This window comes from Caloramator sp., assembly GCF_020054765.1.
In the GTDB taxonomy this organism is placed as follows: domain Bacteria; phylum Bacillota; class Clostridia; order Clostridiales; family Caloramatoraceae; genus Thermobrachium; species Thermobrachium proteoclasticum.
Genome location: NZ_JAIHAO010000028.1, coordinates 1 through 24,376, shown reverse-complemented (window position 1 = coordinate 24,376; position 24,376 = coordinate 1). Strand labels below are relative to the sequence as shown.

23 protein-coding genes and 1 tRNA gene are annotated in these 24,376 nt (G+C 32.7%); 3 read left to right on the top strand and 21 right to left on the bottom strand.

Features of this window, described 5'->3' with window-relative positions:
- Nucleotides 1-197 precede the first annotated feature (197 nt).
- Nucleotides 198-2,237: an alpha-amylase family glycosyl hydrolase gene (locus tag JG776_RS09105; protein WP_291966795.1), complete on the bottom strand. Its 2,040-nt coding sequence runs from the start codon at nucleotides 2,235-2,237 to the stop codon at nucleotides 198-200.
- Nucleotides 2,238-2,503: 266 nt separating this feature from the next.
- Here JG776_RS09105 and JG776_RS09100 point away from each other — a divergent pair, with 266 nt between their 5' ends.
- Complete coding sequence (locus JG776_RS09100; protein ID WP_291966792.1) at nucleotides 2,504-3,586, top strand: C40 family peptidase; 1,083 nt, start codon at nucleotides 2,504-2,506, stop codon at nucleotides 3,584-3,586.
- Between the two features lie 15 nt (nucleotides 3,587-3,601).
- On the opposite strand, the gene JG776_RS09095 is transcribed toward JG776_RS09100, so the two are convergent.
- From JG776_RS09095 to JG776_RS09085, 3 genes are all read right to left on the bottom strand, one after another.
- Entirely contained in the window at nucleotides 3,602-4,015 is a 414-nt protein-coding gene (locus tag JG776_RS09095; protein WP_291966790.1) for a hypothetical protein, read from the bottom strand.
- Nucleotides 4,016-4,504: 489 nt separating this feature from the next.
- The gene (locus tag JG776_RS09090; RefSeq protein WP_291966788.1) at nucleotides 4,505-5,566 is read right to left on the bottom strand and encodes an HD-GYP domain-containing protein; all 1,062 of its coding nucleotides are present in this window, start codon (nucleotides 5,564-5,566) and stop codon (nucleotides 4,505-4,507) included.
- Between the two features lie 125 nt (nucleotides 5,567-5,691).
- Nucleotides 5,692-6,321 carry a hypothetical protein gene (locus tag JG776_RS09085; protein WP_291966787.1) on the bottom strand — a complete coding sequence of 210 codons (630 nt, stop codon included), beginning with the start codon at nucleotides 6,319-6,321 and terminating at the stop codon, nucleotides 5,692-5,694.
- Nucleotides 6,322-6,467: 146 nt separating this feature from the next.
- Between JG776_RS09085 and JG776_RS09080 the strand changes: the two genes are divergently transcribed.
- Nucleotides 6,468-6,541 (top strand) — tRNA-Gly (locus JG776_RS09080).
- Nucleotides 6,542-6,543: 2 nt separating this feature from the next.
- Here JG776_RS09080 and JG776_RS09075 read toward each other — a convergent pair.
- The 16 genes from JG776_RS09075 to JG776_RS09000 form a co-directional block, all read right to left on the bottom strand.
- Nucleotides 6,544-7,128 (bottom strand): class D sortase, encoded by a 585-nt coding sequence (locus JG776_RS09075; RefSeq protein WP_291966785.1) that lies wholly within the window; start codon nucleotides 7,126-7,128, stop codon nucleotides 6,544-6,546.
- Nucleotides 7,129-7,139: 11 nt separating this feature from the next.
- Nucleotides 7,140-8,057, bottom strand: a complete 918-nt coding sequence (glsA, locus tag JG776_RS09070; RefSeq protein WP_073248508.1) for a glutaminase A — start codon at nucleotides 8,055-8,057, stop codon at nucleotides 7,140-7,142.
- Nucleotides 8,008-8,916: a triphosphoribosyl-dephospho-CoA synthase CitG gene (citG, locus tag JG776_RS09065; RefSeq protein ID WP_291966783.1), complete on the bottom strand. Its 909-nt coding sequence runs from the start codon at nucleotides 8,914-8,916 to the stop codon at nucleotides 8,008-8,010. The genes glsA and citG overlap by 50 nt, the downstream gene beginning before the upstream one ends.
- Complete coding sequence (citX, locus tag JG776_RS09060; RefSeq protein WP_291966781.1) at nucleotides 8,906-9,406, bottom strand: citrate lyase holo-[acyl-carrier protein] synthase; 501 nt, start codon at nucleotides 9,404-9,406, stop codon at nucleotides 8,906-8,908. The genes citG and citX overlap by 11 nt, the downstream gene beginning before the upstream one ends.
- Nucleotides 9,403-10,428, bottom strand: a complete 1,026-nt coding sequence (gene citC, locus JG776_RS09055; RefSeq protein WP_291966779.1) for a [citrate (pro-3S)-lyase] ligase — start codon at nucleotides 10,426-10,428, stop codon at nucleotides 9,403-9,405. Before citC ends, citX begins: the two co-directional genes overlap by 4 nt.
- A gap of 4 nt (nucleotides 10,429-10,432) precedes the next feature.
- A complete protein-coding gene (gene citF, locus JG776_RS09050) occupies nucleotides 10,433-11,974 on the bottom strand; it encodes a citrate lyase subunit alpha (protein ID WP_291966778.1) in 1,542 nt (513 codons plus the stop codon).
- Between the two features lie 4 nt (nucleotides 11,975-11,978).
- A complete protein-coding gene (locus tag JG776_RS09045) occupies nucleotides 11,979-12,854 on the bottom strand; it encodes an aldolase/citrate lyase family protein (protein ID WP_073248519.1) in 876 nt (291 codons plus the stop codon).
- A 13-nt stretch (nucleotides 12,855-12,867) separates the two neighbouring features.
- On the bottom strand, nucleotides 12,868-13,128 hold the full coding sequence (gene citD / locus JG776_RS09040; protein WP_291966774.1) for a citrate lyase acyl carrier protein: 261 nt from the start codon (nucleotides 13,126-13,128) through the stop codon (nucleotides 12,868-12,870).
- 8 nt (nucleotides 13,129-13,136) lie between these two features.
- Nucleotides 13,137-13,694, bottom strand: a complete 558-nt coding sequence (locus tag JG776_RS09035; RefSeq protein WP_291966772.1) for a Fe-S-containing hydro-lyase — start codon at nucleotides 13,692-13,694, stop codon at nucleotides 13,137-13,139.
- 10 nt (nucleotides 13,695-13,704) lie between these two features.
- On the bottom strand, nucleotides 13,705-14,547 hold the full coding sequence (locus tag JG776_RS09030) for a fumarate hydratase (RefSeq protein WP_291966770.1): 843 nt from the start codon (nucleotides 14,545-14,547) through the stop codon (nucleotides 13,705-13,707).
- Nucleotides 14,548-14,687: 140 nt separating this feature from the next.
- Nucleotides 14,688-15,965: a methylaspartate ammonia-lyase gene (locus tag JG776_RS09025; RefSeq protein ID WP_291966768.1), complete on the bottom strand. Its 1,278-nt coding sequence runs from the start codon at nucleotides 15,963-15,965 to the stop codon at nucleotides 14,688-14,690.
- Between the two features lie 16 nt (nucleotides 15,966-15,981).
- Complete coding sequence (locus tag JG776_RS09020; RefSeq protein ID WP_291966766.1) at nucleotides 15,982-17,439, bottom strand: methylaspartate mutase subunit E; 1,458 nt, start codon at nucleotides 17,437-17,439, stop codon at nucleotides 15,982-15,984.
- Nucleotides 17,440-17,451: 12 nt separating this feature from the next.
- Nucleotides 17,452-18,840: a methylaspartate mutase accessory protein GlmL gene (gene glmL / locus JG776_RS09015; RefSeq protein WP_291966764.1), complete on the bottom strand. Its 1,389-nt coding sequence runs from the start codon at nucleotides 18,838-18,840 to the stop codon at nucleotides 17,452-17,454.
- A 15-nt stretch (nucleotides 18,841-18,855) separates the two neighbouring features.
- Nucleotides 18,856-19,275, bottom strand: a complete 420-nt coding sequence (gene glmS, locus JG776_RS09010) for a methylaspartate mutase subunit S (RefSeq protein WP_035165669.1) — start codon at nucleotides 19,273-19,275, stop codon at nucleotides 18,856-18,858.
- 19 nt (nucleotides 19,276-19,294) lie between these two features.
- On the bottom strand, nucleotides 19,295-20,257 hold the full coding sequence (locus JG776_RS09005) for a GntR family transcriptional regulator (RefSeq protein WP_291966762.1): 963 nt from the start codon (nucleotides 20,255-20,257) through the stop codon (nucleotides 19,295-19,297).
- A gap of 218 nt (nucleotides 20,258-20,475) precedes the next feature.
- Nucleotides 20,476-21,012 carry a hypothetical protein gene (locus JG776_RS09000; protein ID WP_291966760.1) on the bottom strand — a complete coding sequence of 179 codons (537 nt, stop codon included), beginning with the start codon at nucleotides 21,010-21,012 and terminating at the stop codon, nucleotides 20,476-20,478.
- A gap of 308 nt (nucleotides 21,013-21,320) precedes the next feature.
- Between JG776_RS09000 and JG776_RS08995 the strand changes: the two genes are divergently transcribed.
- The gene (locus tag JG776_RS08995) at nucleotides 21,321-22,568 is read left to right on the top strand and encodes a dicarboxylate/amino acid:cation symporter (protein ID WP_291966758.1); all 1,248 of its coding nucleotides are present in this window, start codon (nucleotides 21,321-21,323) and stop codon (nucleotides 22,566-22,568) included.
- Nucleotides 22,569-22,638: 70 nt separating this feature from the next.
- On the opposite strand, the gene JG776_RS08990 is transcribed toward JG776_RS08995, so the two are convergent.
- A complete protein-coding gene (locus JG776_RS08990; RefSeq protein WP_291966757.1) occupies nucleotides 22,639-24,123 on the bottom strand; it encodes a HAMP domain-containing sensor histidine kinase in 1,485 nt (494 codons plus the stop codon).
- Nucleotides 24,124-24,376 lie beyond the last annotated feature (253 nt).

Below are 24,376 nucleotides of genomic sequence, written 5' to 3'. Positions count from 1 at the left end.
CCGTAATTCGGCACAGGACGTGCCGAGCCGAGCGGCCATCAGGACGATGGCATCGCGAGGGTAGGACTTTTCAAACAAAGAAAAGCTTAGAATTGATTAACGAAATGAACTAATGCCTTAAAATCCTTTATGGGGCTAATCACTATATAACCTTTTTATAGCTTGGGCTGTGAAACTTGCTTCACAGCCCTCTAACTTTACTTTACAACAAAAATTGCAACTTCTCCGTACTTTAACACTACATCCTTCTCTTCTTTATCTGCCTTCCTAAAATCTTTAAATATTGTCTTTAATGAAACTATACTAAATCCAAGTGCCTTTTCTATATCTTCCTTTGAAAGCTTTACTGAATCCTCAAAATCTAAATTACCTATAACAAGCAGAGTTTCATCATTTACTCTATATGCAGTTGCAAGTATATTCTCTCTATCAAATCTACATTTTACATAATTATTAATATCTGTAATATAATCTAAATACTCTTTTCTTATATTTGCTACATCTTCTAATATATTTAGTATTTCATCATTTTCACTATTTTCCCAATGTAATGCATACTTATCAAAGAAGGCAAGCTTTCCGTATAATGGGTCATTTTTATCAAGTAAAAATCTATTTTCTTCCTTGGCATCAAGCCCCAAATTCATAGGTTGTTTTTCTAATATTTCAAAACCTGAAGTTATGAAAGGAACTCCATTTGGTAAAAATGCATTCATTACTGCTACAAATTTAGAGAACTTTTTTCCACCAAGTCTTGAAGCTGCTCTTGGTGTATCGGGAGTTTCTGCTGCTGCAAATATTGGAGCCTTTAGGTTTTCCATATCCTCTACAAGCTTATTAAACTTACCCTTATAGAATCTTGGTTCTTCTGCCCAAGCTGTTCCTATTATCATATTGTAATTTGATTCTCTTGCTGCTTTATCTCCCTTATTGTCTAATACCTCTGCAATAAAGCAAAAATCCTCATCAAACTCTCTTGGATTTTTTAGTATCATCTCTTCTAATTCCTTTGGTAGTGCGTGTCCCATATCAATACGTGCACCATCTATACCATACTTTCTTTGATAGCTTGGTATAATGTCTGCTATTCTTTCCCAAAGTTCTATATTCTTTTGCTTTCCTTGGAATAAGTTAGACTTTATTATATCAAATAATATATATGGCGGCTGGTTTTCATCTACATACTTTGCAGACTCCTCAGGATTATCTAAATATAATCTTAAGAAAGTAACATCTGTCCAAGGTGGTTGCGGGTCGTTTATACAGTCTGAGAAGGCTGGAGCAGTAGTTATACCAAACTCCTGTTGTATTAAATCAAAGAAATCTAAACTTTTGTCCTTTAAACATCTTTCCTTAATGTTATTCCACTTCTTCTCATCTATAACATTTGGAGCAGGGCAGAATTTTTTAATATGATTTTTTACACTTTCACTTGCATAAACCTTTGGTAGGTTTTCTACAGATGGCTTATCCCCAGCCTTTATTCCTTCTACATAAGGTGGTGCATATGTGTCAAGCTCATCTATCTTTACCCAATAGAACCATTCTGGATGTTCAAATATAAGGTCGCTATCCCTCGCTGAAGTTCTTGGTATAATGTCTATCATTATTCTTATGCCTAATATATGACAAGCCTCTACTAATGCTTTAAACTCTTCATCTATAGTAATATCTTCACCTAACATTGGATCCTTTAAAGTTGGATCAAGCTCAAAAAAGTTCTTAACTGCATATGGTGAACCCATCTCACCCTTTTTATATCTCATACTGTTTTTGGATATAGGTAGTAAATATATAGCATCTATTCCCATTCTCTTAAGATGTGGAAGAAGTGCTATTGTCTTTAGGAAAGTCCCTGTGTCCTTAAGTCCAAATCTGTTATTTAGCTCAAGACTTCCACTTCCATCGTGGTCATAGGCACTTGATGTTCTTATTTGCATACCATAAACATTAGCCTTCTTTATCCAGTCTCCACCTATGTAACCGTTCCATTTTTTTGTCTCTACTAATTTAGATAGTGGATTGCTATAATTTTTTTCTTTGTTGTAATATGGTAGTATTGTATTTTTAATACATTCACTATAGAATTCATATGGATTTACTGATATTGTCCCCTTATTTTCTTTTAAACCTTTGTATCCAAATGAATTCCAAATAGCAGGCACTTTGAAGTCAATCTCTTTTCCATTGTCTATATTTTCTTCAAGCCTATTTAATATTTTTAATAAACTGCTCATAATATGCCTCCTTACAATTGTTCAAACGATTGCACTATTATATTATAAAGTATTTTAATTTATAAAACAACACATTTATGTGAAAAATTTAAAATTTTTAAGAATAAGCCACTATAGTTTTATGCTGTTTTATTATGTAACAATTTCGATATTGTTGTAGCTAATTAAATACTTTTAGATTCTTTTGTAAAAATTTTTCTCTAATTTTTGATACCAATTAAATAATAAAAATGATATAATTTAAATTGTAGTAAAGGGGGTATAGTATGAAACTAAATAAAATTGCCTTAGGTTTATCTTTATTTTTTATTTTTAGTACAAGCCTATCCTATGCAACTCCAATAGAAGAAAAAAAACAATTGGAACAAAAACTTCAAGAAACAAAAAAAGAATATAACGATGTTATGCAGGAAATAGGCGAAATTGAATCTAAAATAGAAGAAATAGATGCTGAGGCCTATGAAGTTAGCCTTGAAATAAAAAAGAATGAAAATGAAATTAAGAACATTAATAATGAAATATTACAAAAACAACAAGAAATTGAAAAGGTTCAAATGGAATTTGAAAATAGAAAAAAGACAGCTGATGAAAGAATTAAAAATATGTATATGAATGGTTCGGAAAATTATATAGAATTAATACTTGGTTTTACCAGTCTTAGCGATTTACTTTCAAGAATTGAAATGGTAAAAACAGTAATACAGTTTGACCTTAATGCACTTGATGAAATCAACAGGGGAGTACAAGAATTAAACAATAAAAAGAAAGAACTTGAACTATCTAAAGCAAAGATTGAAGAACTAAAATATCAAAATGAAGAAAAATTAAAGGATATAAACCAAAAGAAAATAGAACAGCAGAAATTAATATCACAGCTTAAGTCTAAAAAGAAGCAGTACGCTGAGCAGATGAAAAAATATCAGGCAAAAATATATCAATTATACAATCAAATAAATGGAAAAACAAATAAATCTACATCAACCTCAAGAGGAAATATTTCAGCCTCCTCCAACGAAATAGTATCATTTGCTTTAAGATTTTTAGGTACTCCATACGTTTGGGGCGGAAATACTCCATCAGGGTTTGACTGTTCTGGCTATGTTAAGTATGTATATGCTCATTTTGGTATTAATCTTCCAAGAAGAGCATCACAGCAGGCAAGAGTTGGACAAACTGTTAGTCTTGATGATGCCCAGCCAGGAGATTTAGTATTCTTTTATAGCCCAATTAGTCACGTTGGAATTTACTTAGGAGATGGAATGTTTGTACACGCTCCAAGAACTGGTGACGTCGTAAAAATTTCACCACTTAAAGGGAGAAAATTAACACTAATAAAGCGTATAAGATAAGCCATAGGTAAATTCCTATGGCTTATTTCTTTGATACATACTGCTAACACTTCCAAGTAAATCATGGATAAAATTAGAACCTCTACTAATTAAAATACCTGTTAAAATTGCCCCTAAATATTTAATAGTAAGAGGCCTCCCTAAGTATAAAAAAATATCTACATTTGCAGCAATAGCTATTAAAATACCTACAGCTGTTGCACCTATTCTATCATAGTTAATTTTATCCTTAGTTTTAATAAGCTTTAATGTTTCCCATATAGCTTCAGTAAAAAGTGCCAACATAATTATATCCTGCATAGAAACACCAAAAATATTGCTCTTCTTAAAATATATTATGTCAGCTACAATTTTATAACAAATGAAATATGAAATTTTTGTTGACTCATCCTTCATTTTGTGGTATTTTAATATGGAAAGTAACTCCATATTCCCTCATTCCCCATATCCGGATTTATTCCGGATTTATTTTTTATTCAATCATTATTGCTAAACATATATGACAGTTCATACTTAAAAAGTCCCATAAAAGGATTTTGTTTATTACTACAAAATCCAAATTGTTGACAAACCCATTTGTTAGCTAAAGTATAAAAAAGCCCCATGAAAGGATTTCAATGGGCTCTTTCATAAGCTTTAGCAATTCTTAGGTTTTCGACTTTGAAAAAGTCCATAATTCGGCACAGGACGTGCCGAGCCGAGCGGCCATCAGGACGATGGCATCGCGAGGGTAGGACTTTTTCAAACAAGAAAAGCTTAGAATTGATTAGCGAAATGAACCGATGCCTTAAAATCCTTCATGGGGCTAATCAATATATAACTTTTTCAACAGCCTGGATTTTGTTTATTACTACAAAATCCTTTTATGGGACTACACTATATATTACTTTTTCGTACCTAAGTGATAAATACATTAATCTATACTATTACATCCACAATTGTTATATTGGTTTGCTTAGATAAATCAATTTCAATAGGTTGAATTGAGTTACCCTTCTCATCATAAATAACTCTAACTACTGGTTTATCTGGTAATCCCTTATTGTGTCCAACCACAAATCCTTCAATTCCATTTGACAACCTTACACATACGCCTAAGGGATATATTGAAAAATTATTTTTAAATATCTTTACAAGTTCTACATCAAAGAAGGTACCACTTCCACCTAATATGAACTCATAGGCTTCATTTGCTAAAAATCCCTTTCTATATACTCTATCACTTATAATCGCATCATAAACATCACTTATACAGCCTATCCTTGCAAACATTGATATGTTCTCTCCCTTTAATTTATTAGGATAGCCTGAACCATCAAATCTTTCGTGATGTTCAAGTACAACCAATTTTCCTCTTTCATTGATATATCTTATATTCTTTACTATGTCATATCCATAGATGGTATGCTTCTTCATTATCTCAAATTCTTCTTCTGTTAGTTTTCCCTTTTTATTTAATATCTCTGTTGGTATTTTTGTCTTTCCAATATCGTGAAGAAGTGCCCCCATACCTAAATCTAAAAGCATATTCCTTGTATAATTAAGATTTACTCCAAAGAATAGTGCTAATACACAGGTATTTAAGGAATGAATAAAGGTATAATTATCAAAGGTCTTAAGCTCCATTAAATAGGTTGAATTTATATCCTTGTTCTCAAGCAAATACTCTACAATATTCAAAATAGTGTCCATTGTGTTTCTTACTTCATTTACACTGTTGTATTGAAGCTTAGAAAAAACCGTTGAAACTGATTTTACAGCTTGAGACTTTAATTGTAAAAACTCAGCATCCTGACCCTTTAAATCTTCTAAATGTGCATCCTTTATATATAAAAACTCTACACCTATATTCTTTAACCTTCTTATATAGGTATCCGTTAATATAACTCCCTCTCTTAATAAAATTGCACCATCTGCTCCAAGTATACTTTGTGCGAGTTCATCTCCTGGTTTTACTCTTTCTATGTTAACAAGTCTCATTAATCTACACCTCATAGCAAAATTTGACACAATTTTATTTTAATTTTTTTTATAATTAAAATCAATATTAAAATATAAAAAAATTTGTCAAATTAATAAAAAAATCTCAAAACTTATCAACGCTTCTAAGATGCTTCATTTATAAAAATTAATTTTTCTATCTGTCTTGGTTCAAATTTTGGTACTTCATATTTCTTAATAAATTCCAATGTAGATTCAAAATCCTTTAATAAGTCCAAGCCATTTTCTATTAATTCTCGTTTTAATAATTCATTAAAATAGATCATATAAGAAAAATAGTCCTTTCTTTCCTTTGAAAATTCGCTATAACCCTGTTTACAAAGTTCTATTACTTCTCTACATAGATAAAGATTGCAGGTATGTGGGCGAAGTTTATAATCTATTTTGCACCCATTTTCTTGCCAAAATGGACACAGCCTAAAAAATAGTTTTTTATCAAAATCAATATCTTCATCTATATCCATCTTATTAAATCCTTCTTCATCAAAATAACCTCTAACCTCTAAATAAAAACTGCTAATATATACATTATCTAATTTTTTTAATTTCCTTATAAAATCCTTTCTTCCAATCGATATGATATTTTTAATATCCATCAATGTATATTTAGGAAAATACCAGCAGCATCCTCTATTTTTATTTATGAATGATTTAGATTCTATAAATCCTTCACACTTTCCACATATGCTACATCTAAACAAAGGTATATTATTTTCAAAATGATATGTTAACATAGAACCCCTCCTCAAAAATACTTAAATTTAACAAAAAATAAAAGCACTTTTGAGATTTACCCAATAAATCTAATTATTTTTCAAAATATTTATTTATTTTTCAAATTGATTATAATTGTAAAAATTGGTTATAATATTAATGTAATGCAGGTATAGCTCAATGGCAGAGCTCCAGCTTCCCAAGCTGGCTATGCGGGTTCGATTCCCGTTACCTGCTCCATTTTATTTTTTGAGCTCTGCCACAACTATTAACCTCTGTTTGTTACTATATAAAGGGTGGCAAGTTATAAGTGTGACAAGAGCCTTACCCTTTATTGGGTTTAAAACCTCAACTTTATCGGGAGTTACAATCTTCTTTTCTATGACATTAAAATAGAATTCACCCTCTTTAGTTTTTATCTTTATTTCATCTCCGCTCTCAAGCTCATCAAGCCTATGAAAAAATCCTCCTGTATAATGAGCTCTGTGTCCTGCAATGCAGTAATTACTACTATCTGCTCCTAAGGGACCTGTGCCTTCAATATGTCCTGCGGCATTTCTTAAACTTTCCTCTGTTGCTCCCTCTACAATAGGTATTATTAAATCAATTTTAGGTATTTCAAGTACCCCAATAGGATTTTTTGCATTATACCTTTTATCTTTATTTACATTATTTTTTTCCAAATCATTTGCAGCTATAGAATTCTTTACTCCCTTTACTGTTTCAATCAGAGCCTGTCTTTCTTTGTGGGCTATATAATTTACAACCCCTGTAAAAATTAATATTGAAATACCTAATGTAATTAAAAAAATTCCCAACTTTTTCATCTGCTTCCCCCTTAGAATATGCTTAAATCAAGTTCCCTTGAAAGCTCCTCCAAAACCTTTAATCCTGCTATGCTATTTCCCTTTTTATTTAGAGCAGGACCAAATACACCTATTCCCATTCTGTTTGGAACAGCAGCAAGTATGCCCCCACCAACTCCACTTTTACCAGGTATTCCAACCTTTACTGCAAATTCACCTGACTCATCATACATTCCGCAAGTAACCATTATAGTTTTTACTATTCTTGCATAATGGGCCGGAATTATTCTTTCTCCACTCCAGGGTAAAAGTCCATTATTTGCAAGCATTGCTGCTATTCGTGCAATATCTTTGCAGGTAACCTCCATAGAACACTGCATAAAATATGCATCCAATATATCTTCAACATCACCATCTATAACACCTGTACTTTTCATATAGTAGGCAAGGGCTCTATTTCTATGCCCCGTCTCCTTTTCCGACTTAAAAACATCATAGTTTATATTTATATCCTTATTTCCTGTTATTCTTCTTGTAAACTTTAATATCCTTTCAATCTTTTTCTCACTACTTTCACCATAAATTAATGAAGTTGTTGCAATTGCTCCTGAATTTATCATTGGATTTAATGGCTTTTGTGGATTTCTTGTTTCAAGTGAACTTATTGAATTAAATGTGTCTGCAGTAGGTTCCATATCTATTTTTTCAAATAATTTTTCTGGTCCATTATCCAAAAGAGCAAGCATTAATGTTACAACCTTTGATATACTCTGCATTGTAAACTTTACATTATAATCTCCCTCACCATACTCTTCACCATCTAATGTCACCACATATATTCCTAAGTGATTTTTATCTGCCTTAGATAGTTCAGGGATATAGGTAGCTACTTCACCCTCTTTAGTATATTTCCTGTTGTGATTGATAATTGATGAAAGTAAAATCTGCATACTCATTCCTCCATATCGCCTCAATTTTATATATCATATATGTTGCTGCAAGTAAATCTGCACATCCTCCAGGACTTATATTCCTTTCTTTAAATTCTCTATCCAAATTTTCAATATAATCTACTCCCTTTTTTGTTGCCATTCCTCCAAGTTCTAATGCAATTTTAGAATGTTTTTTTACAAAATTTAATCCCTCAATTGAAGTACGATGTACAACCGTTGTATCATCAACTACTGTCATAAGAGAAAGTAGAGTATTAACAAGCGTATCATTAATGCTTAACCTTTTATTATATTTTTCAAATGTTGGAAGTGCATAATCTATAATTGACTTAAGTCCTCCCTCAACTTCACCACGAATACCAGTTAAACCATACTTTTTATAAATTCTCTGTCCGTTTGTTATACCTTTTTTTTCGTCGTAATTTTTTAGTTCTCTCTCTACAATGCCCTTTGTAATTTCACTAACTGTTTTAGATATAGAGGCTCTATTTATAACTTTCTTTTCACGAAACAAAACTCCACATCCTGCACATATAACACCAAGCAAAAAAATTAATCCCTTATGCGTATTTACACCATCAGTTGCACAAAACATATCCTTTTCAGCTATAAGTCCAATTGGTCTTAGTTTATCTAAAACATTTTCACTATATATGATACCTGTATTTATAAATTCAGAAAAATAAGGTGCAATAGAAGATGCACTCTTTATAAAGGTTACATAGCTCATATCCTTATGTGAACCATTAGAAAAGGGCGTTACAAGCCCTGGTTTTGGATGTGTTGAAACTTCAAGCAAAGTTGCCTCTAATGCAATCTGAGATATTTTCTTTATAAATGTCTCTCTATTTGTCATACCTGTCTCCATATTCCTTTATCATTTTGTTAACTCTTTCTAAAACCTCTCCTAAACTATGTCTCTTTTTAACTATACACTCCCTTGCAGCACTTCCACATACAATACATTTTCTTTCCTGTATATTAAAATCACCTCTACTTAAAGGCACACCATCTCTATTATATATATCGACATCAAATATTCTTCCTAAAGGATGTTCAGTCTCAATTTTTATACTTCTTTTTTTAACTTCTATTATTGGTAAATCTATTATCAAAAGCAAACTGTCTCCATCATAGCCTGATAATTTTTTTTCAACTTTAATCTTTCCATCAAACTCTTTATAAATTTCCTGTCTTAATACACTAAAAGCCATTTTAGCACATTCAGTATTTTTGTTTTTGCCAGGATAATTAATTTTGGCACAAAGAACTGTTCCTAAATTTAAATCTATTAATTTTAATGTCTCCTCATATCTTCTTTCTCTATCCTCTAAAATTCCTATCAATGTGGTAAATCTCTCCTTTTTATATTCTCTATTATCCTTTTACCCTCTTCTGTTTTTAGAAAGTCATAGGTTATCTGTGGTACTAATTTTTCTACTTCATTGAGTTTATCTTCCTTCAATAGGCTTCTAACCATTGATGCACTAACTGCACTACCTTCCTTTATTAGTCTTTCTACTAAGCAGACTTCCACTCCATAATTTGGTAATATATTCAACATAGTTTTATTGTATTCATTTGTTACATCACAGTAGGGCTCTGTCCCTACATATCTCCTATTAATATTAAAGACCTTTGCAATATACATACCAAAAATAGTTGCATCAAGTTTAGTATATATACTTAATTTATCATCCTTTTTTCTTAAAAAATACGATGGAAATGTATTGGATGAAATAATATATCTTCCACCCTTTATAACAGTAACATTTTTTAAATGCCTACATCCAAGTTTCACTAAATTAAACCTTATATCAGTTGGAAAAGCTGACCTGTCCTCCTCAACTACAAATACAATAACCTCTTCATTTTCCTTTGATGCTCTTTCAATTAAATAAAGATGCCCAAGTGTAAAAGGATTACAATTCACAACAAGAGCAGCTCTTTTTTTACTTACATCAATTCCACTTGCCTTTACCATATTCAAAAGATACCTATTAACATCTGAAGTTCCACCCTCAAGAAGCACAACAGAATCAGCCTTTGCCACCTCTTTAAAGCCTAAGGACTTAAAAATTTGTATATTTTTTTCTAATGTAAAAACAAAATACTCATATATTCCTTTATCAAACATCCTATTTTGTATTTTTGTGATAAGAGAGGAGGCAAGCCCCTCCCCCCTGTATTCTTCCTTTATTCCAAAGCATTTAATTACATTTTTTGAATAGGAGCAAGTTCCTATAATCTCTCCATCTTCAAAACAACATAAAGTTTCATCAACATCCTTCTCAAGTTCTAATCCAATGCCCTTTAAAAATTCATCTGCCAAATATTTTTCAAAATCCATCAAAAATCTAAATTCCATAATATCATTCCTTTACTTTTCTAACTACATCTATTACAGTACCATCTCTGTATTCCACAACAGCCACAACCTTGTCGTCAAACTCTATATTTTCTGGGGTTCCTACCATATTTTCTGCAAGTTTTTTAAGTTCTTCTATTGTCATTATTGGTAGATTTGTCTCCTTTAATTTTTCTAATAAATCCTGTCTTCTTGGGTTTACTGCTATTCCTCTTTCTGTTACTATTACATCGACAGTTTCTCCTGGCGTTGTAACTGTTGTAACCTTATCAACTACAATTGGTAGTCTCCCCTTTAAGAGCTTTGTAACAACTATTGCAAGCTTTGAACCTGCAGCAGTATCACTATGTCCTCCTGAACCTCCCATTATAACTCCATCAGAACCAGTTGTTACATTAACATTAAAATTAACATCTATTTCAGTAGCACCAAGTATCATTACGTCCAATCTGTTGACAACTGCACCCTTGTTGTGTGGATTTCCATAAAGTGATGCAGACATACCTTGATGTGCAACATTTCTTCTATAGGATTCAACAGCCTTTAAGTCAAAGCACTGAACGTCAAACAATGCCTCAAATAAGCCTTCTTCAAACATATCTACTATATAGCCTGTAATTCCGCCTGCTGCAAAGCTACCCTTTATACCTTTTTTCTTCATTACATCCCTTACATACTTTGCAACAGCAAGTGATATACCACCTGCACCAGTTTGGAATGAAAAGCCATCCTTTAGAAGCCCTGAAGCTTCAATAACCTCAGTTGCCATCTTTGCTATCTTAAGTCCAACTGGGTCCTTTGTTATCTTTGTTGTTCCTGAAACTATTCCTTTAGGGTCTCCTATTGAATCCACCTTAACTATATAATCTACATATTCTTGGCTTATTTCTATAGGACAAGCAGGGTAAGCAACTAAGTTATCTGTTATTGCAACAACCCTTCCTGCATACATTGCATCTGGTATTGCATATCCTAAACTTCCACAGGCTGAAGGTCCATAAACACCGTTTATATTACCATATTCATCGCAGGTTGGAGCTGCAATAAAGGCTATATCTATCTTTAAATCGCCTGATTCTATTGCCCTTGCTCTTCCACCGTGGGTATGCATAATTGCAGGATATTTTAAAAGTCCCCTTGATACTGCCTCTGCAACAGGTCCAGACATATAATTTGCATATATACCTGTCACCACTCCATTTTTAATATGTTCAACAAGTGGTGCGTGAACAGGGAATATTGAACTTGCCGCCACCTTTATATTCTTTATTCCCATCTTTGCTATTTCATCCATCACCATATTAAGAACATAGTCACCGTTTCTTAAATGATGGTGAAAGGAAACTGTCATACCGTCCTTTATTTCACATTTTATAAGTGCCTCTTTTATTGATTCAACAAGTTTTACATCAGAAGGTGCAACACATTTAACAGAGACTTGTTTTTTGCTCTTTATACCAAGATTGTTAAAGGCTCCACTAAATGGTTTAACCTCTCCATAGCCTTCTATGTACTCTGGTAAAACTCTTCCCAAAATATTTTCCATAAAATCACTCCCTTATGATACCTGCAAGTTTAGCTTTTAGTATAATGTTTTCTGCCCTTTGAATTATTGGTGCATCTACCATCTTTCCATCAAGTGAGAAAACACCCTTACCTTCCTTTAGTGCCTCCTCCTTAGCCTTTAAAACTCTCTTTGCATACATTATCTCTTCCATAGAAGGTGAGAATACTTCGTGTATATAATCAATCTGTCTTGGGTTTATTGCTGCTTTTCCCGTCATACCTATTGCCTTTGCCCTCTTTGTATCTTCTATTAAACCTTCAACATCATTTACATCTGCAAAGGGAGTATCTATTGCGTCTATTTTATATGCTTTACATATTGAAGCTACCCTGTTTCTTGCATAGAATATTTCATTTCCCTCTCTTGTTCTTTTTATTCCCATATCCGCTGTTAAATCCTCTGCACCAAGAAGAACTCCTATATTTCTCTTGGATGCAAGAATTGTTTCTCTTATGTTTTCAAGTCCAATTGCAGTCTCTACAAGAGGGAAAAGCTTAATTGAACCTAATTTAAATCCCTCTTCTCTTTCTATTATAGAGAGAATTTCATCAATCTCTTCAATATCATCACTTGTTGCCTTTGGTACTAATATTGCATCGGGTTTTACCCTTGCAATAACATTTAAATCATCATATCCAAAATCACTTTGGATAGAATTTATTCTAACAACCACTTCACATCCTGAAAAGTCGAGAGTTGATAGAGCATTTCTAACAAGCATTCTTGCTGCATCCTTTTCATCTATTGAAACAGCATCCTCTAAGTCTAATATAACGCTGTCTGCTCCAAGTATTGAAGCATTCTGTATCATACCAGGATTATTACCTGGCATAAAAAGCATTGTTCTCCTTAGTTTCATTCTTAACACCTCGCTACATTGCTCTTCTTATTGCAGTTTCAACTCGTGCCTTAATCGTATAGTCAAGGGCCCCTCTATCCTTTGCAATAATTTTAGCATTTTCAACATTAAGCTCCTTTAAGATTTCTTCTATTACTTCCCTTATCCTTTTGCCAAATTGTTTAATAACTATGCTCTCAAGCTCTATTTCGTTTCCATTTTCATTAGGAAAAACCATAACAAATATGTCGTTTGATTCTAAACTTCCTGCCTTTGCTGGATTATTAATCTTCATACTATCACCTACTCAATAGATTTTTTATATTCCTGCTGTCCTATTTCATAGTAATTATTTCCCTCTGCATCAATAACAACTATTAAAGGTAAATCCTCAACATATAACCTTCTTATAGCCTCTGCTCCTAAGTCTTCGTAGGCTACAAGCTCTGATTCCTTTACACATTTTGCAGTTAATGCTGCAGCCCCTCCTATTGCTGCAAAATAAACTGCTCTATTCTTCTTCATTGATTCTACTACCTCTAAACTTCTTTTTCCCTTACCTATCATCCCCTTTAATCCCTTATCTAAAAGAGCAGAGGTATATGGATCCATTCTATAGCTTGTAGTTGGTCCTGCTGAACCTATTGGCATACCCTCCTTTGCTGGAGTTGGCCCAACGTAATAAATTACTTGACCCTCTACATCAAAGGGCAAGTCTTCTCCCTTTTCGATAAGCTCAACAAGTCTTTTATGTGCCGCATCACGTGCAGTATAAATATATCCCGTCAGAAGTACACTATCCCCAGCTTTTAAATTTTCTATACATTCATTTGTTAATGGCGTTGTAATTTTCTTTTGCATTTTACCCCTCCTAAATAATGGCCTCTTTATGCCTTGTGGCGTGACAGTTTATATTAACAGCAACTGGTAGGCCAGCAATATGAGTTGCATAAACTTCAATATTTACACCAAGACAGGTTGTTAATCCTCCAAATCCCTGTGGCCCTATTCCAAGCCTATTTATTGCATCTAAAAGTTCCCTCTCTAACTTTGCATAATAGGGATTTTTATTTTCTTCATCTATACTTCTTAAAAGAGCCTTTTTAGCAAGAAAAGCTGCCTTTTCAAAGGTTCCGCCTATTCCTATTCCAACTACAATAGGTGGGCAAGGATTAGGCCCTGCTTCTTTAACTGTCTCGAGTACAAACCTTTTAACACCTTCAACACCATCAGCTGGCTTTAACATTTTTAATCTACTCATATTTTCGCTTCCAAATCCCTTTGGTGCAACTGTAATCTTTATCTTATCTCCTGGAACTATGTTGTAGTGTATTATAGCTGGAGTATTATCCTTTGTGTTTACTCTATCAAGTGGGTCCTTTACAACAGACTTTCTTAAATATCCTTCAATATATCCCTGCCTTACCCCTTCATTTATTGCATCTTCTACATTTCCACCTACTATGTGTACATCCTGACCTATTTCCATAAAAACAACCGTCATACCCGTATCTTGGCACATTGGCATTTGTTCCTTCTCTGCTATCTCACTGTTATTTATTAATATATCGAGTATTTCTTTTCCAAGCTTTGAAGTTTCCTTCTCTTTAAATTCATAAAATTTATTTTTTATATCTTCACCTAAATAATAATTTGCATCCATACATAGTTTCTTTATTGTCTCTGTGATTTTTGAAACGTGAACCTCTCTCATATTATTCCTCCTAAATGTTTAATAGGGCTACTCTCAAAACTATCTATTTGTAAGTTTTGGTGTCACGAACTACCGTGACACCAAAACTAAAAACAATTCCATTAAACATTTCAAAAATCGTTTTGAGATTGCCCTTTATATTACTTTGTTATTGCCGCTTCTCTTTTTAAATTAATTCTTTCTCTTGCCTTTGCTAAAGTTATTACTCTATTCATTTCGTTGTACACTATCATAAATCCTTCGTCAACACCCATACCTGGTTTTGCAAGACATTGGTCGGCACCACAAGCTATTGCAATATTTGTACAGATTTGTGCTGAACGGTCTGTTTCATTACAAGTTCCACCGCAGTATGCTCCAACACCGTGTTTCTTACAATATAAGATTGATTCAACTATGTTATTTATACCACCTAAATCTGGAGTCTTTATTTGAATCATATCTGCTGCTTCTTCATCTACAAATAGTTTTATATCCTCCCAAGTGTTACACCATTCATCTGCCACAAGTTCAACACCTATATTTCTCTTCTTTAATTCTTGTCTTAGTTCCTTTAATGCCTTAAGTTGTCCTTCTCTGTTTTCAACATCCATTGGTCCTTCTATTCTTAGCTTAAATGGTGCTGCTACCTTTTCAAGTTCTCCAAGGTATTCTGCCATCTTTTGTGTATTATTATTGAAGGCAATACCTATTGTTCCATAAACGTCTATGTGTAGAACTGGAGTATATCCTTCTTCTGCTCTTAGGTGTTTTATTCTATCTCTTAACCAAGCTACATACTCCTTTAGAAGTTCTCCATTTCTTCCAAGCTTTTCATCAACATTGTTTATAAGGCCGTGTGGAAGAACATCTGCACCCTTTATAATCATCTTATCTACATTATTGTATCTGTCATCACCTGATTGAGTAAATATTGGAACTCTCTTTATTTCTCCCTTTATGTTGTATTCTTCCTTTATAACCTCTGCCATTGTTAACTTTCTTACCTTTGATACTGCATCAAGTATCGCTTGTGTTACACCATATCTTATTGCAGTATGAAGTCTCTTTCCGTTAACCTCCATTGAGTCTATTTCTTCTGCAAGTTCTTTAAATCTTGTTACTTCTCTTCCAATTAGCTTTGGAGCTATTTCCTTTTCAATAACTGGTATAAAATCCTCTGCTAAGAATAATGGGTCTCTTCCACCTGCACCTGAGTATTGAACAGCTGCACAGTCTCCATATGCAATTTGACCATCCTCAAGTATTATCATTACTGAAATTGATTCTCCAGCTTGTCTTATCTTCTTAAATCCTTCTGTCACTGGTTCTCCAACATAAGTAAATCCATCGTGTTTTGCTCCCTTTTTAATTGCTCTTTGGTCATCAAAGAAAAATCCTGTTCTACCTGCTGAACAAATTACATCTATTATTCTCATATTAATCTCCCCCTGATTATCTCATATTTTCTGGTCTTCCAACTAATACACCTTTACCTACTGCAAATATATCATCAACTGCCATTTGGAAGCTTACAGGTCTTCCTTCATACTTTGCTCTTTCCTCAAGAAGTTGTCTATTAAAGTCCTTTATTTCCTTTGTAAATGGTATATTACCAAATTCTAAGAATCTTACTGCACCATTATTATCTCTTGCTGGAATAATTTGACCTGCATTGTACTTGCTTGGTGCAAATGGTATATCTAAAACACCTGCTTCAAAGGCCTTTACTGTACCTACTGCCAAGTCACCATTTCCAAGTTCATACACCTTATCAAGTATGCACTTAGTTTCTGCCTTTATAAGCTCTATTTCTGCCTTTAATTCCTTTGATTCTGGTAGTCTTTGACCTCTTAATAGGTTTAATGTTTGCTTTGTAGCCTTGATTCCTGCTGCATTTGCTTCTTTAGTTGGAATACCAACAGCTTCGTGTGGAGTCTTTACGATAACCTTTGTTGCTCCTGCAAGTGCTGCTGTTGCTGAACCCCAAGAAATTACCCCAAATGCCTTTGATTCATCGTGTGGGAATCCACCCATCCATTGATGGAATACTGTTGTTAAGTAAACATCATATCCATACATCTTGAAATATTCCTCTGCCTGTTCAACAAGTGCTCTTATTGCCGCAACATCTTGTATCAAGTTACCGCATTGTCCATATCCAAGAGTTAGGTTCTTTACGCCCTGCTCTGCTGCAAGAAGTCCTTCTATTATAGCTACAGCATTTGATATACTTGGTGGAACTAAAGTACCTGTTAGTGGACCAAATGGTTCACGATTTAATTCTATTCCCATTTCTTCATACATACCAACTAATCTATCACAGTATTGCCAGTCTCTTATTGTCTTTTCAACTGAAACGCTCTTTGCGTATGGTATGTTATAGGAAATTCCTCCACCTTCATTTGAAGTCCAACCTGATGCGTGTATTATTTCTGAAAGTAATCTTGCATCTGGTGTACCGTGTCTTGCTTGAAGTGGTAAATCTACTGCCTCATAAACCTTTCTACAGCCTTCTATACCATAGTTAACTGCTGGGAATCCATTTAACATTGAACGTCCAGCTTTTTTACTCTCCTCTATACCAACTTCACATTCGTTGTATCTATTTTGTCTTGTATAGCTGTCTATTGTTGATGGAAGAAGGTCTGCTTCTCCTTCATTTTGAAGATATCTTAATAGATTTATATGATCTTCAACTAACGCAACACCTGCTCTTGGTTGTGCTAAAGTAATTCCATTTTCCTTAGCATACCTTAATTTTTTGCTAAAATGCTTGTGGTCTGGAACCTTCTTTAAATATTCTGCTGCTTCTTCTAAGTTAAGATTAGCACCAGTTGGCCATTGTCTTAAAACTTCCTCTCTTTGTTTAAAAAACTCATCGTGTGTAAGCTTTTTATTTCTTAGTTCCATAAGTTTTCCTCCTTAAGCCCTTACAATATATTTTTTCATTATTCTAACTGCCATATCTGGATATTCCTCTGCCAAAAGCCCCATAGCAGATAATATGTAGGTCTTATCAACTAAGATAACTGGATTGGTTGGTTTTAGATAGTTTGGACTTTCCATTGTAAAAAGCCCTGCCTTCAAAATCTTCTGTGGATTTCTACTGTGTACTAAAACTCCACCAGTTCCTATTAAATACTTAACATTTAACAGGTCTTTACCAACTTGTGAATAGATAATTCCCATTGGAGTATAAACACTTTCAACTGTACCTACGTGTCTTTCCATAGCAATTTCAGTTGCTACCATACCAAGTGCTTCATCAAATTCATATTCCTCTTCGGTTTGTGGGATTATATTCACATTTTGTTGTAAAAACTTACATCTTTCCTCTACATCATATTGTGTATTAGGTACAAACTTTTTAATTCTTCTTGTTCCTGCAGCTTCAAACAGTGATACTGCACTTACTCTCATTCCCAGGTCACCTTCAACAGTTCTTTTTGCATATGGCTCCTGAAGTCCCCTTAATGTAACTCCAGGCTTTGATGGGTCTCCCTTTGCAATTGAGTGAACATCCGTTGTTGCACCACCTATATCAACAATTATAAGTTCACCTATTCCTTCTTCCTTGTCGCTACCATCTGCTAATATCTTTGCTGCCTTGAGCACTGCTGCTGGTGTTGGCATTAATATTCCATTAATAAAGTTTTCAGCATTTTTCATTCCCTTGGCTTCTACTATTTTCTGCATAAAAATGCTTCTTATAACTTCTCTTGCAGGTTCAACATTTATTGTATTTAGCTTTGGCATTACATTTTCAGTAATTTTATAAAAAAGACCTGCATTATTGAATATTTCCTCAATCTCATCATTTGCATTTTTATTGCCTGCTACTACAATTGGAACATCTTTAATATGCTCTGCCAATAGTTTTGCATTGTGTATTATACAATCCTTATTACCTCCATCTGTTCCACCTGCAAGTAGAATGATATCTGGTTTTTTAGATTTTATTTCTTCTATTTCGTGTTTATTTAATTCATAGCTATAAACTCCAAGTATTCTTGCCCCTGCACCAAGAGCAGCTCTCTTTGCTGCCTCTGCTGTTAGTTCAGGTACGAGTCCAATTGCAACCATCTTAAGCCCACCTGCTGCACTTGAACAAGCAAGCTTTTTAACAAAGTTAACTTTTCTTTCACCTATATTTTTCATTAACTTCTCATAGGCCTTATTAAAACCTATCATTATATCGGTATTTACAGTTGTTAAATCCTTTGCTGTTGCAAGTATCTCTTCATTTTCAATATCAACAGCAGTAAGCTTGGTATATGTGCTACCAAAATCAATTAATAAAATAGCATCCATATAATCACCTTCAAATTATTCTTCTAACCCCAAATCCTTTTTAAGGTCCTTGATTGATAGTTTTATATCTGTTCCTGGTGGATATGCTCTGTTAAATCCCATATCTAAAAATCTCTTTTCAACTTCCTTCCAGTCTTGCTTTCCTACAACAAGATTTCCACCAACATAAAGAATTATATCCTTAAGTCCAGCCTCGTTGCATTTTTCTCTAAAGCCTCTACAGTCAATTTCTCCGTGTCCATAAAGTGATGAAACTAAAATTGCATCTGCATTTGTTTCAATTGCTGCGTTTATAAAGTCTTCTTGTGGGCTTAAAACTCCAATGTTTACTACATTGAAGCCTTCTTCCTTTAATGCGTGTTCGATAATCTTGTTGCCTACAGCGTGGCAGTCAGCACCAATTACTCCTATAACTACAGTCTTTCCATTTTGCATAAAAATCCTCCCTCATTCTTTATATTTTTTTAAGTTCTACCATTTTTGAAATAACAGCCTTTACGCTGCCTTGGTCTAAGTTGTAATCAAAACTTATAATCTCCCTCTTATCTCCTACTATTGCCTTTACTTCTTTACGTCTTCCTGGGGAAACTATTACTACATCTGACGTGTTTATTATGTTTTTTATTTCATTTAGTTCTCGACTGGTAGTAGCAATAATATCTACATCAAGGCCTGCTGACTTTAGTGCACTTTGAACCTTGAACTGAAATTCATTAGATATGCACACAAGTCCAAATTTTGTCCCCTTTGGGTACTTTGCAATTTTTACGATTGTCTCAAGACAAGGTGTTATTGCAACACCTAAAACCTCTTTATTAAAATCTGATGTCAACTCTTTAACCTCATTCACGTGATTAAAGGTTGCTATTATAACCTGTACTCCATTTAGTATTTTTTGCACTTCTTCGTTTCTTTCTTCTAAGTCCTTTATTGTAAGAGGAATTATATTAAGGCCTGTTGCCTTTGATAGCTGCTTTGCAAAATCCTTAGCCTGTTCAATGTTGCATTCTATAAAAATAGCACTTATATTTTTTAATATATCCTGCTTCTCCTTTACTCTGTTCATAACAAGTGCAATAAACTCATCATAGGACAGTCCCATTTTAAGGGATTCCTCAAGTGCTATATCTATAATCTTTAATAATTTGTCATTTATACTGTGTCTCTTCCAAGTTTTGGCCTCTTCTGCTACAAAGGTTCCTTTTCCTTGATATGAAACAATTACTCCCTCCTGTTCAAGAAGCTTATAGGCAGAACTTATTGTGTTTCTGCTTATATTAAGCATTGAAGCCAATTCCCGTTCGGTTGGCATCTTGGTACCAATCTTTAGGGTGCCATTTTTAATCTGTTCCATTATTTGATTTTTAACCTGTATATATAGTGGAATTCCACTCTTTTTGTCTATTACTATATTCATTCAAAACACCTCTTAAAGCACTTGGATTATTTGATTAATCCATTAGGTCCATTTTTATTTTAACATGTAACAATTATTTTAACTAACTTAATTTTCTGTCAAATTTTAATGTATTTTGGCAAATATATAGTTTATACTCAATTAAATATATTTTTTATCGTTTTTATCGAATTTTTATACCAATTTATAATAAGCAGTATAAAAAAGAACTGTATCTATTATATTACAATAGATACAGCCCTTTTTATTCCTTCTATTCTTTTATTCCTCTCCCTTATTTCCTTCTCCAATTTTTCCTCTTCCCTTTTGCATTCTCTTATAAATTCCTCTTGAGAAACCGTTGTAATGTTAACATCAATACTATTTTTAGTGTAATATTGTCCTATTATATTAATCTTAACTGGAATTTTATCTACTAATATTAAAAGATTCTTTTCCCATACCCTTTTTAATTCCTTATAATCTTCTCTAATTATCTCAACCCTATTAAAATCCCCTTCTATATGTCGACAAATTGTGTCAATTAATAGATTATAATAAAAAAGTCCATTTAGTGCCTTTGGTATAGAAGTCTTTAATATTTCTCTATGAAGAACTATACTTATCTCGCTATCTGTTAAGTCAATAAACTCTACATCCTCAAATTTTACTAATATTTTGCCCCTTTTAGACCCTACATATTGATGATTCATTAAATCTACTATGAACTCTTGTCCATAGAATAAGCTATTTTTATTTGTAACCCTAACCTTCAAAATAACACCCCCTGTTTAAACAATAGAACAATTATATCAAGTTACATAATCAATTTCAAATGTAATTCCTTCTATTATCGTAAACTTTATCAAAAGTTCTTTTGCAAATTTATTTTCAAATTCTGTCATTATATTATCCCCTTACCCCTATAAAGAAATACAATATATCACTAATTAACTATATAAAACAGACTTTTAAATAAATTTAAATACTATAATTGAATTATTATGGTTTTTATTATTGCATATTTCATAATATTTTGTATATAATTAAACTATATATTATCATTATAAGGGGGATTGGTAAAATGAAAAAAACTTCTCTGGCTAAAAAAATATTATATGCTCTTATTTTAGGACTCATATTTGGAATTTTAGCCAACAACTTTTTCCCAGAAACTCTAAATTCCACACTATCAAAGTGGATTTTAGTTCCTGTAGGTAATATATTTTTAAGGGGAATTAAATTAATAGTTGTACCATTAGTATTATTTTCTCTAATCGTTGGTACCGCAAGCCTTGGTGATATTAGAAAACTTGGTAGAATTGGTGGTAAAATAATAGTATATTATTTAGCTACAACAGCTTTGGCAATTACAATTGCCCTAATACTTGCCAACATAACCAACCCAGGTGTAGGGCTTAATCTTTCCTCGTCAACTGAATTTAAGGCAAATCAAGCACCATTTATAATGGACATATTTGTTAATATGATTCCAACCAACCCATTTGAATCCCTTGTAAAGGGTGAAATGCTTCAAATAATTGTGTTTTCAATACTATTTGGAATATGTATAACACTTGTTGGCGAAAAGGCAAAGGGACTTTTAAGTTTAATTGAGCAGGCCAATGAAGTTTGTCTAAAACTTATTGGTGTTGTTATGCTATTTGCTCCATTAGGCGTATTTGCACTCATCTCTAACGTACTTATGTCACAGGGTATGAAGGTATTAATACCACTTCTAAAATATGTATTTACTGTACTATTTGCACTTTTAATACAGCTAATACTTGTATATGGTTCAATGTTAAAGGTAGTAGGTAGAGTAAACCCAATTAACTTCTTTAAAAAATTCTGGACTGTAATGGTTGTTGCCTTTAGTACATCAAGTAGTAATGCAACTATCCCTGTAAACTTAAAAACCTGTGAAGAAAAGCTTGGAATACCAGAATCTATAGCAAGCTTTACAATTCCACTTGGTGCAACAATAAATATGGACGGTACTGCAATAATGCAGGGTGTTGCAACAGTATTTATAGCACAGTTGTTTGGAAAAAACCTTACTATAACTCAACTTATTATAGTAGTTTTAACTGCAACTCTTGCATCAATAGGAACTGCTGGAGTTCCTGGTGCCGGAATAGTAATGCTTGCAATGGTTCTTCAACAGGTGGGATTACCAGTTGAGGGTATTGCATTAATTCTTCCTGTAGATAGAATACTTGATATGTGCAGAACAGCAGTAAATGTAACAGGGGATGCTGTTGGAACAACAATTATAGCAAATTCTGAGAAGGAACTAAATTTGAATACCTATAATAGTTTAAATGTATAATTTATGATTAAAAAAGTGCCATAAACGCTGTTTATGGCACTTTTTTATTTTATTTTCTATAATATACTAACTATGAATATATATCCGAAAACTCAACCTCTATCTTTTCTACATTCATATTATGTTCAAATACCTCTGTATCATCTACAGTATCTATGGTTTTTATTGGGATTGCAAAACTAAACGTACTCCCCTCTCCCTCTACACTTTCAACCTCCACAAAACCTCCGTGAAGCTCAGTCAAACTCTTTACAAGGGATAGCCCTATATCACTTCCAGATTTTCTGCAATTATTATCAATCTGCCTGTATCTATCAAAGATAGTCTCTATCTTTTCCATTGGTATACCACATCCAGTATCTTTAACACTTACTTTAACATATTCATTTAAAGTCTTTACATAAACAATTATATTTCCTCCTTTAGGTGTAAACTTTATAGCATTTGATAATAGATTAAGAACTATTCTTTCAATCTTATCTGGATCGCAGGCAACAATCACTTCTTCCTCATCTGTATCAAAAATAACATCTATGCATTGAGCTTTAGCATAATCAACAACAGACTGTACAATATTTTCAACTATATTAACAATGTTGTAGTTGTTTAAATTCAAGTTCATAAAATTAGCATCTATCTTGGTAGCATCTATAAGGTTATTTATAAGTCTTAAGAGCCTCAAGCAGTTCTGCTTCATTATCTTCATATATTTATTTACTGATAAATCTTTATTAATATAAATATTTAGCATCTGCATTGAGGCTAATATAACATTAAGAGGTGTCCTAAGTTCGTGGGCTAAATTTGCATAAAACTCTGACCTATTTTGTTCACTACTATAAAGATTATCTATGATAGATTTCATATCATCTGCTATATTTTTGTTTATACTGCTAAACATCAAACATAAACATAAATTTTTATTAAAATATGATAATGGGTGAAATAAAAGTGTTACTTCTTCTTCATCTAAACTTTTGATTTTTACTCTTGTATAGGACGGAATTCTCTTGTTTATTGAATTATAAAAAGTTTTATTTAGTTCATTACTGTCTTCATTTTCCACTAAGTTCAAAATATTTTTGTAGTTAATATCATATCCGACTACATTTTTTAATGAATTATTAACTATAACTACCTGACCATTATTATCTAATAACATTATAGGTAAGTGGATATTGTCTAAGGCTGATGTTAAAAGTTCTGCTTTATTTTGGGAAAGACTAATATGATTTTTGGTGTGATTGTTATGAAAATATGTATACATAATTGGAAGTGCTAAATTTAAAATTATCAAATCGTATCTTATTCCTGTTTGAAGTGTATGTATAGCAAAATATAGAGAAAATACAACTGCATTTATTATAAGATATGTAGAATTAAATGTGTGCAATAAAATAATATAAAACAAATTTAAAATATAAATAAATACATCTAATTTAACTCCCCAACCTATTTTTATTAAACCTAAAACAATTATTAAGTTTATTAATGGTTTTAGTAATTTTTCCATTTTATTTGCCTTATTTTTCATATAACACAATAAACCTTCCACAAAAATCCCCCCATATTTACTATATTATACATAAAATCAAAAATTCCTTCTTTTTAATCAAAAAATTAAAATATTTAAATGCAATAATAAAAAGAGATTTTTGTCTTCAGTAAAAAAGGCATAAGAGGTACATCCTCTTATCAGGCTGTTGAAAAAGTTAGCCCCATGAAGGATTTCTTGGGCATTCGTTCATTTCGCCAAGCAATTCTAAGCTTTTCTTTGTTTGAAAAAGTCCTACCCTCGCGATGCCATC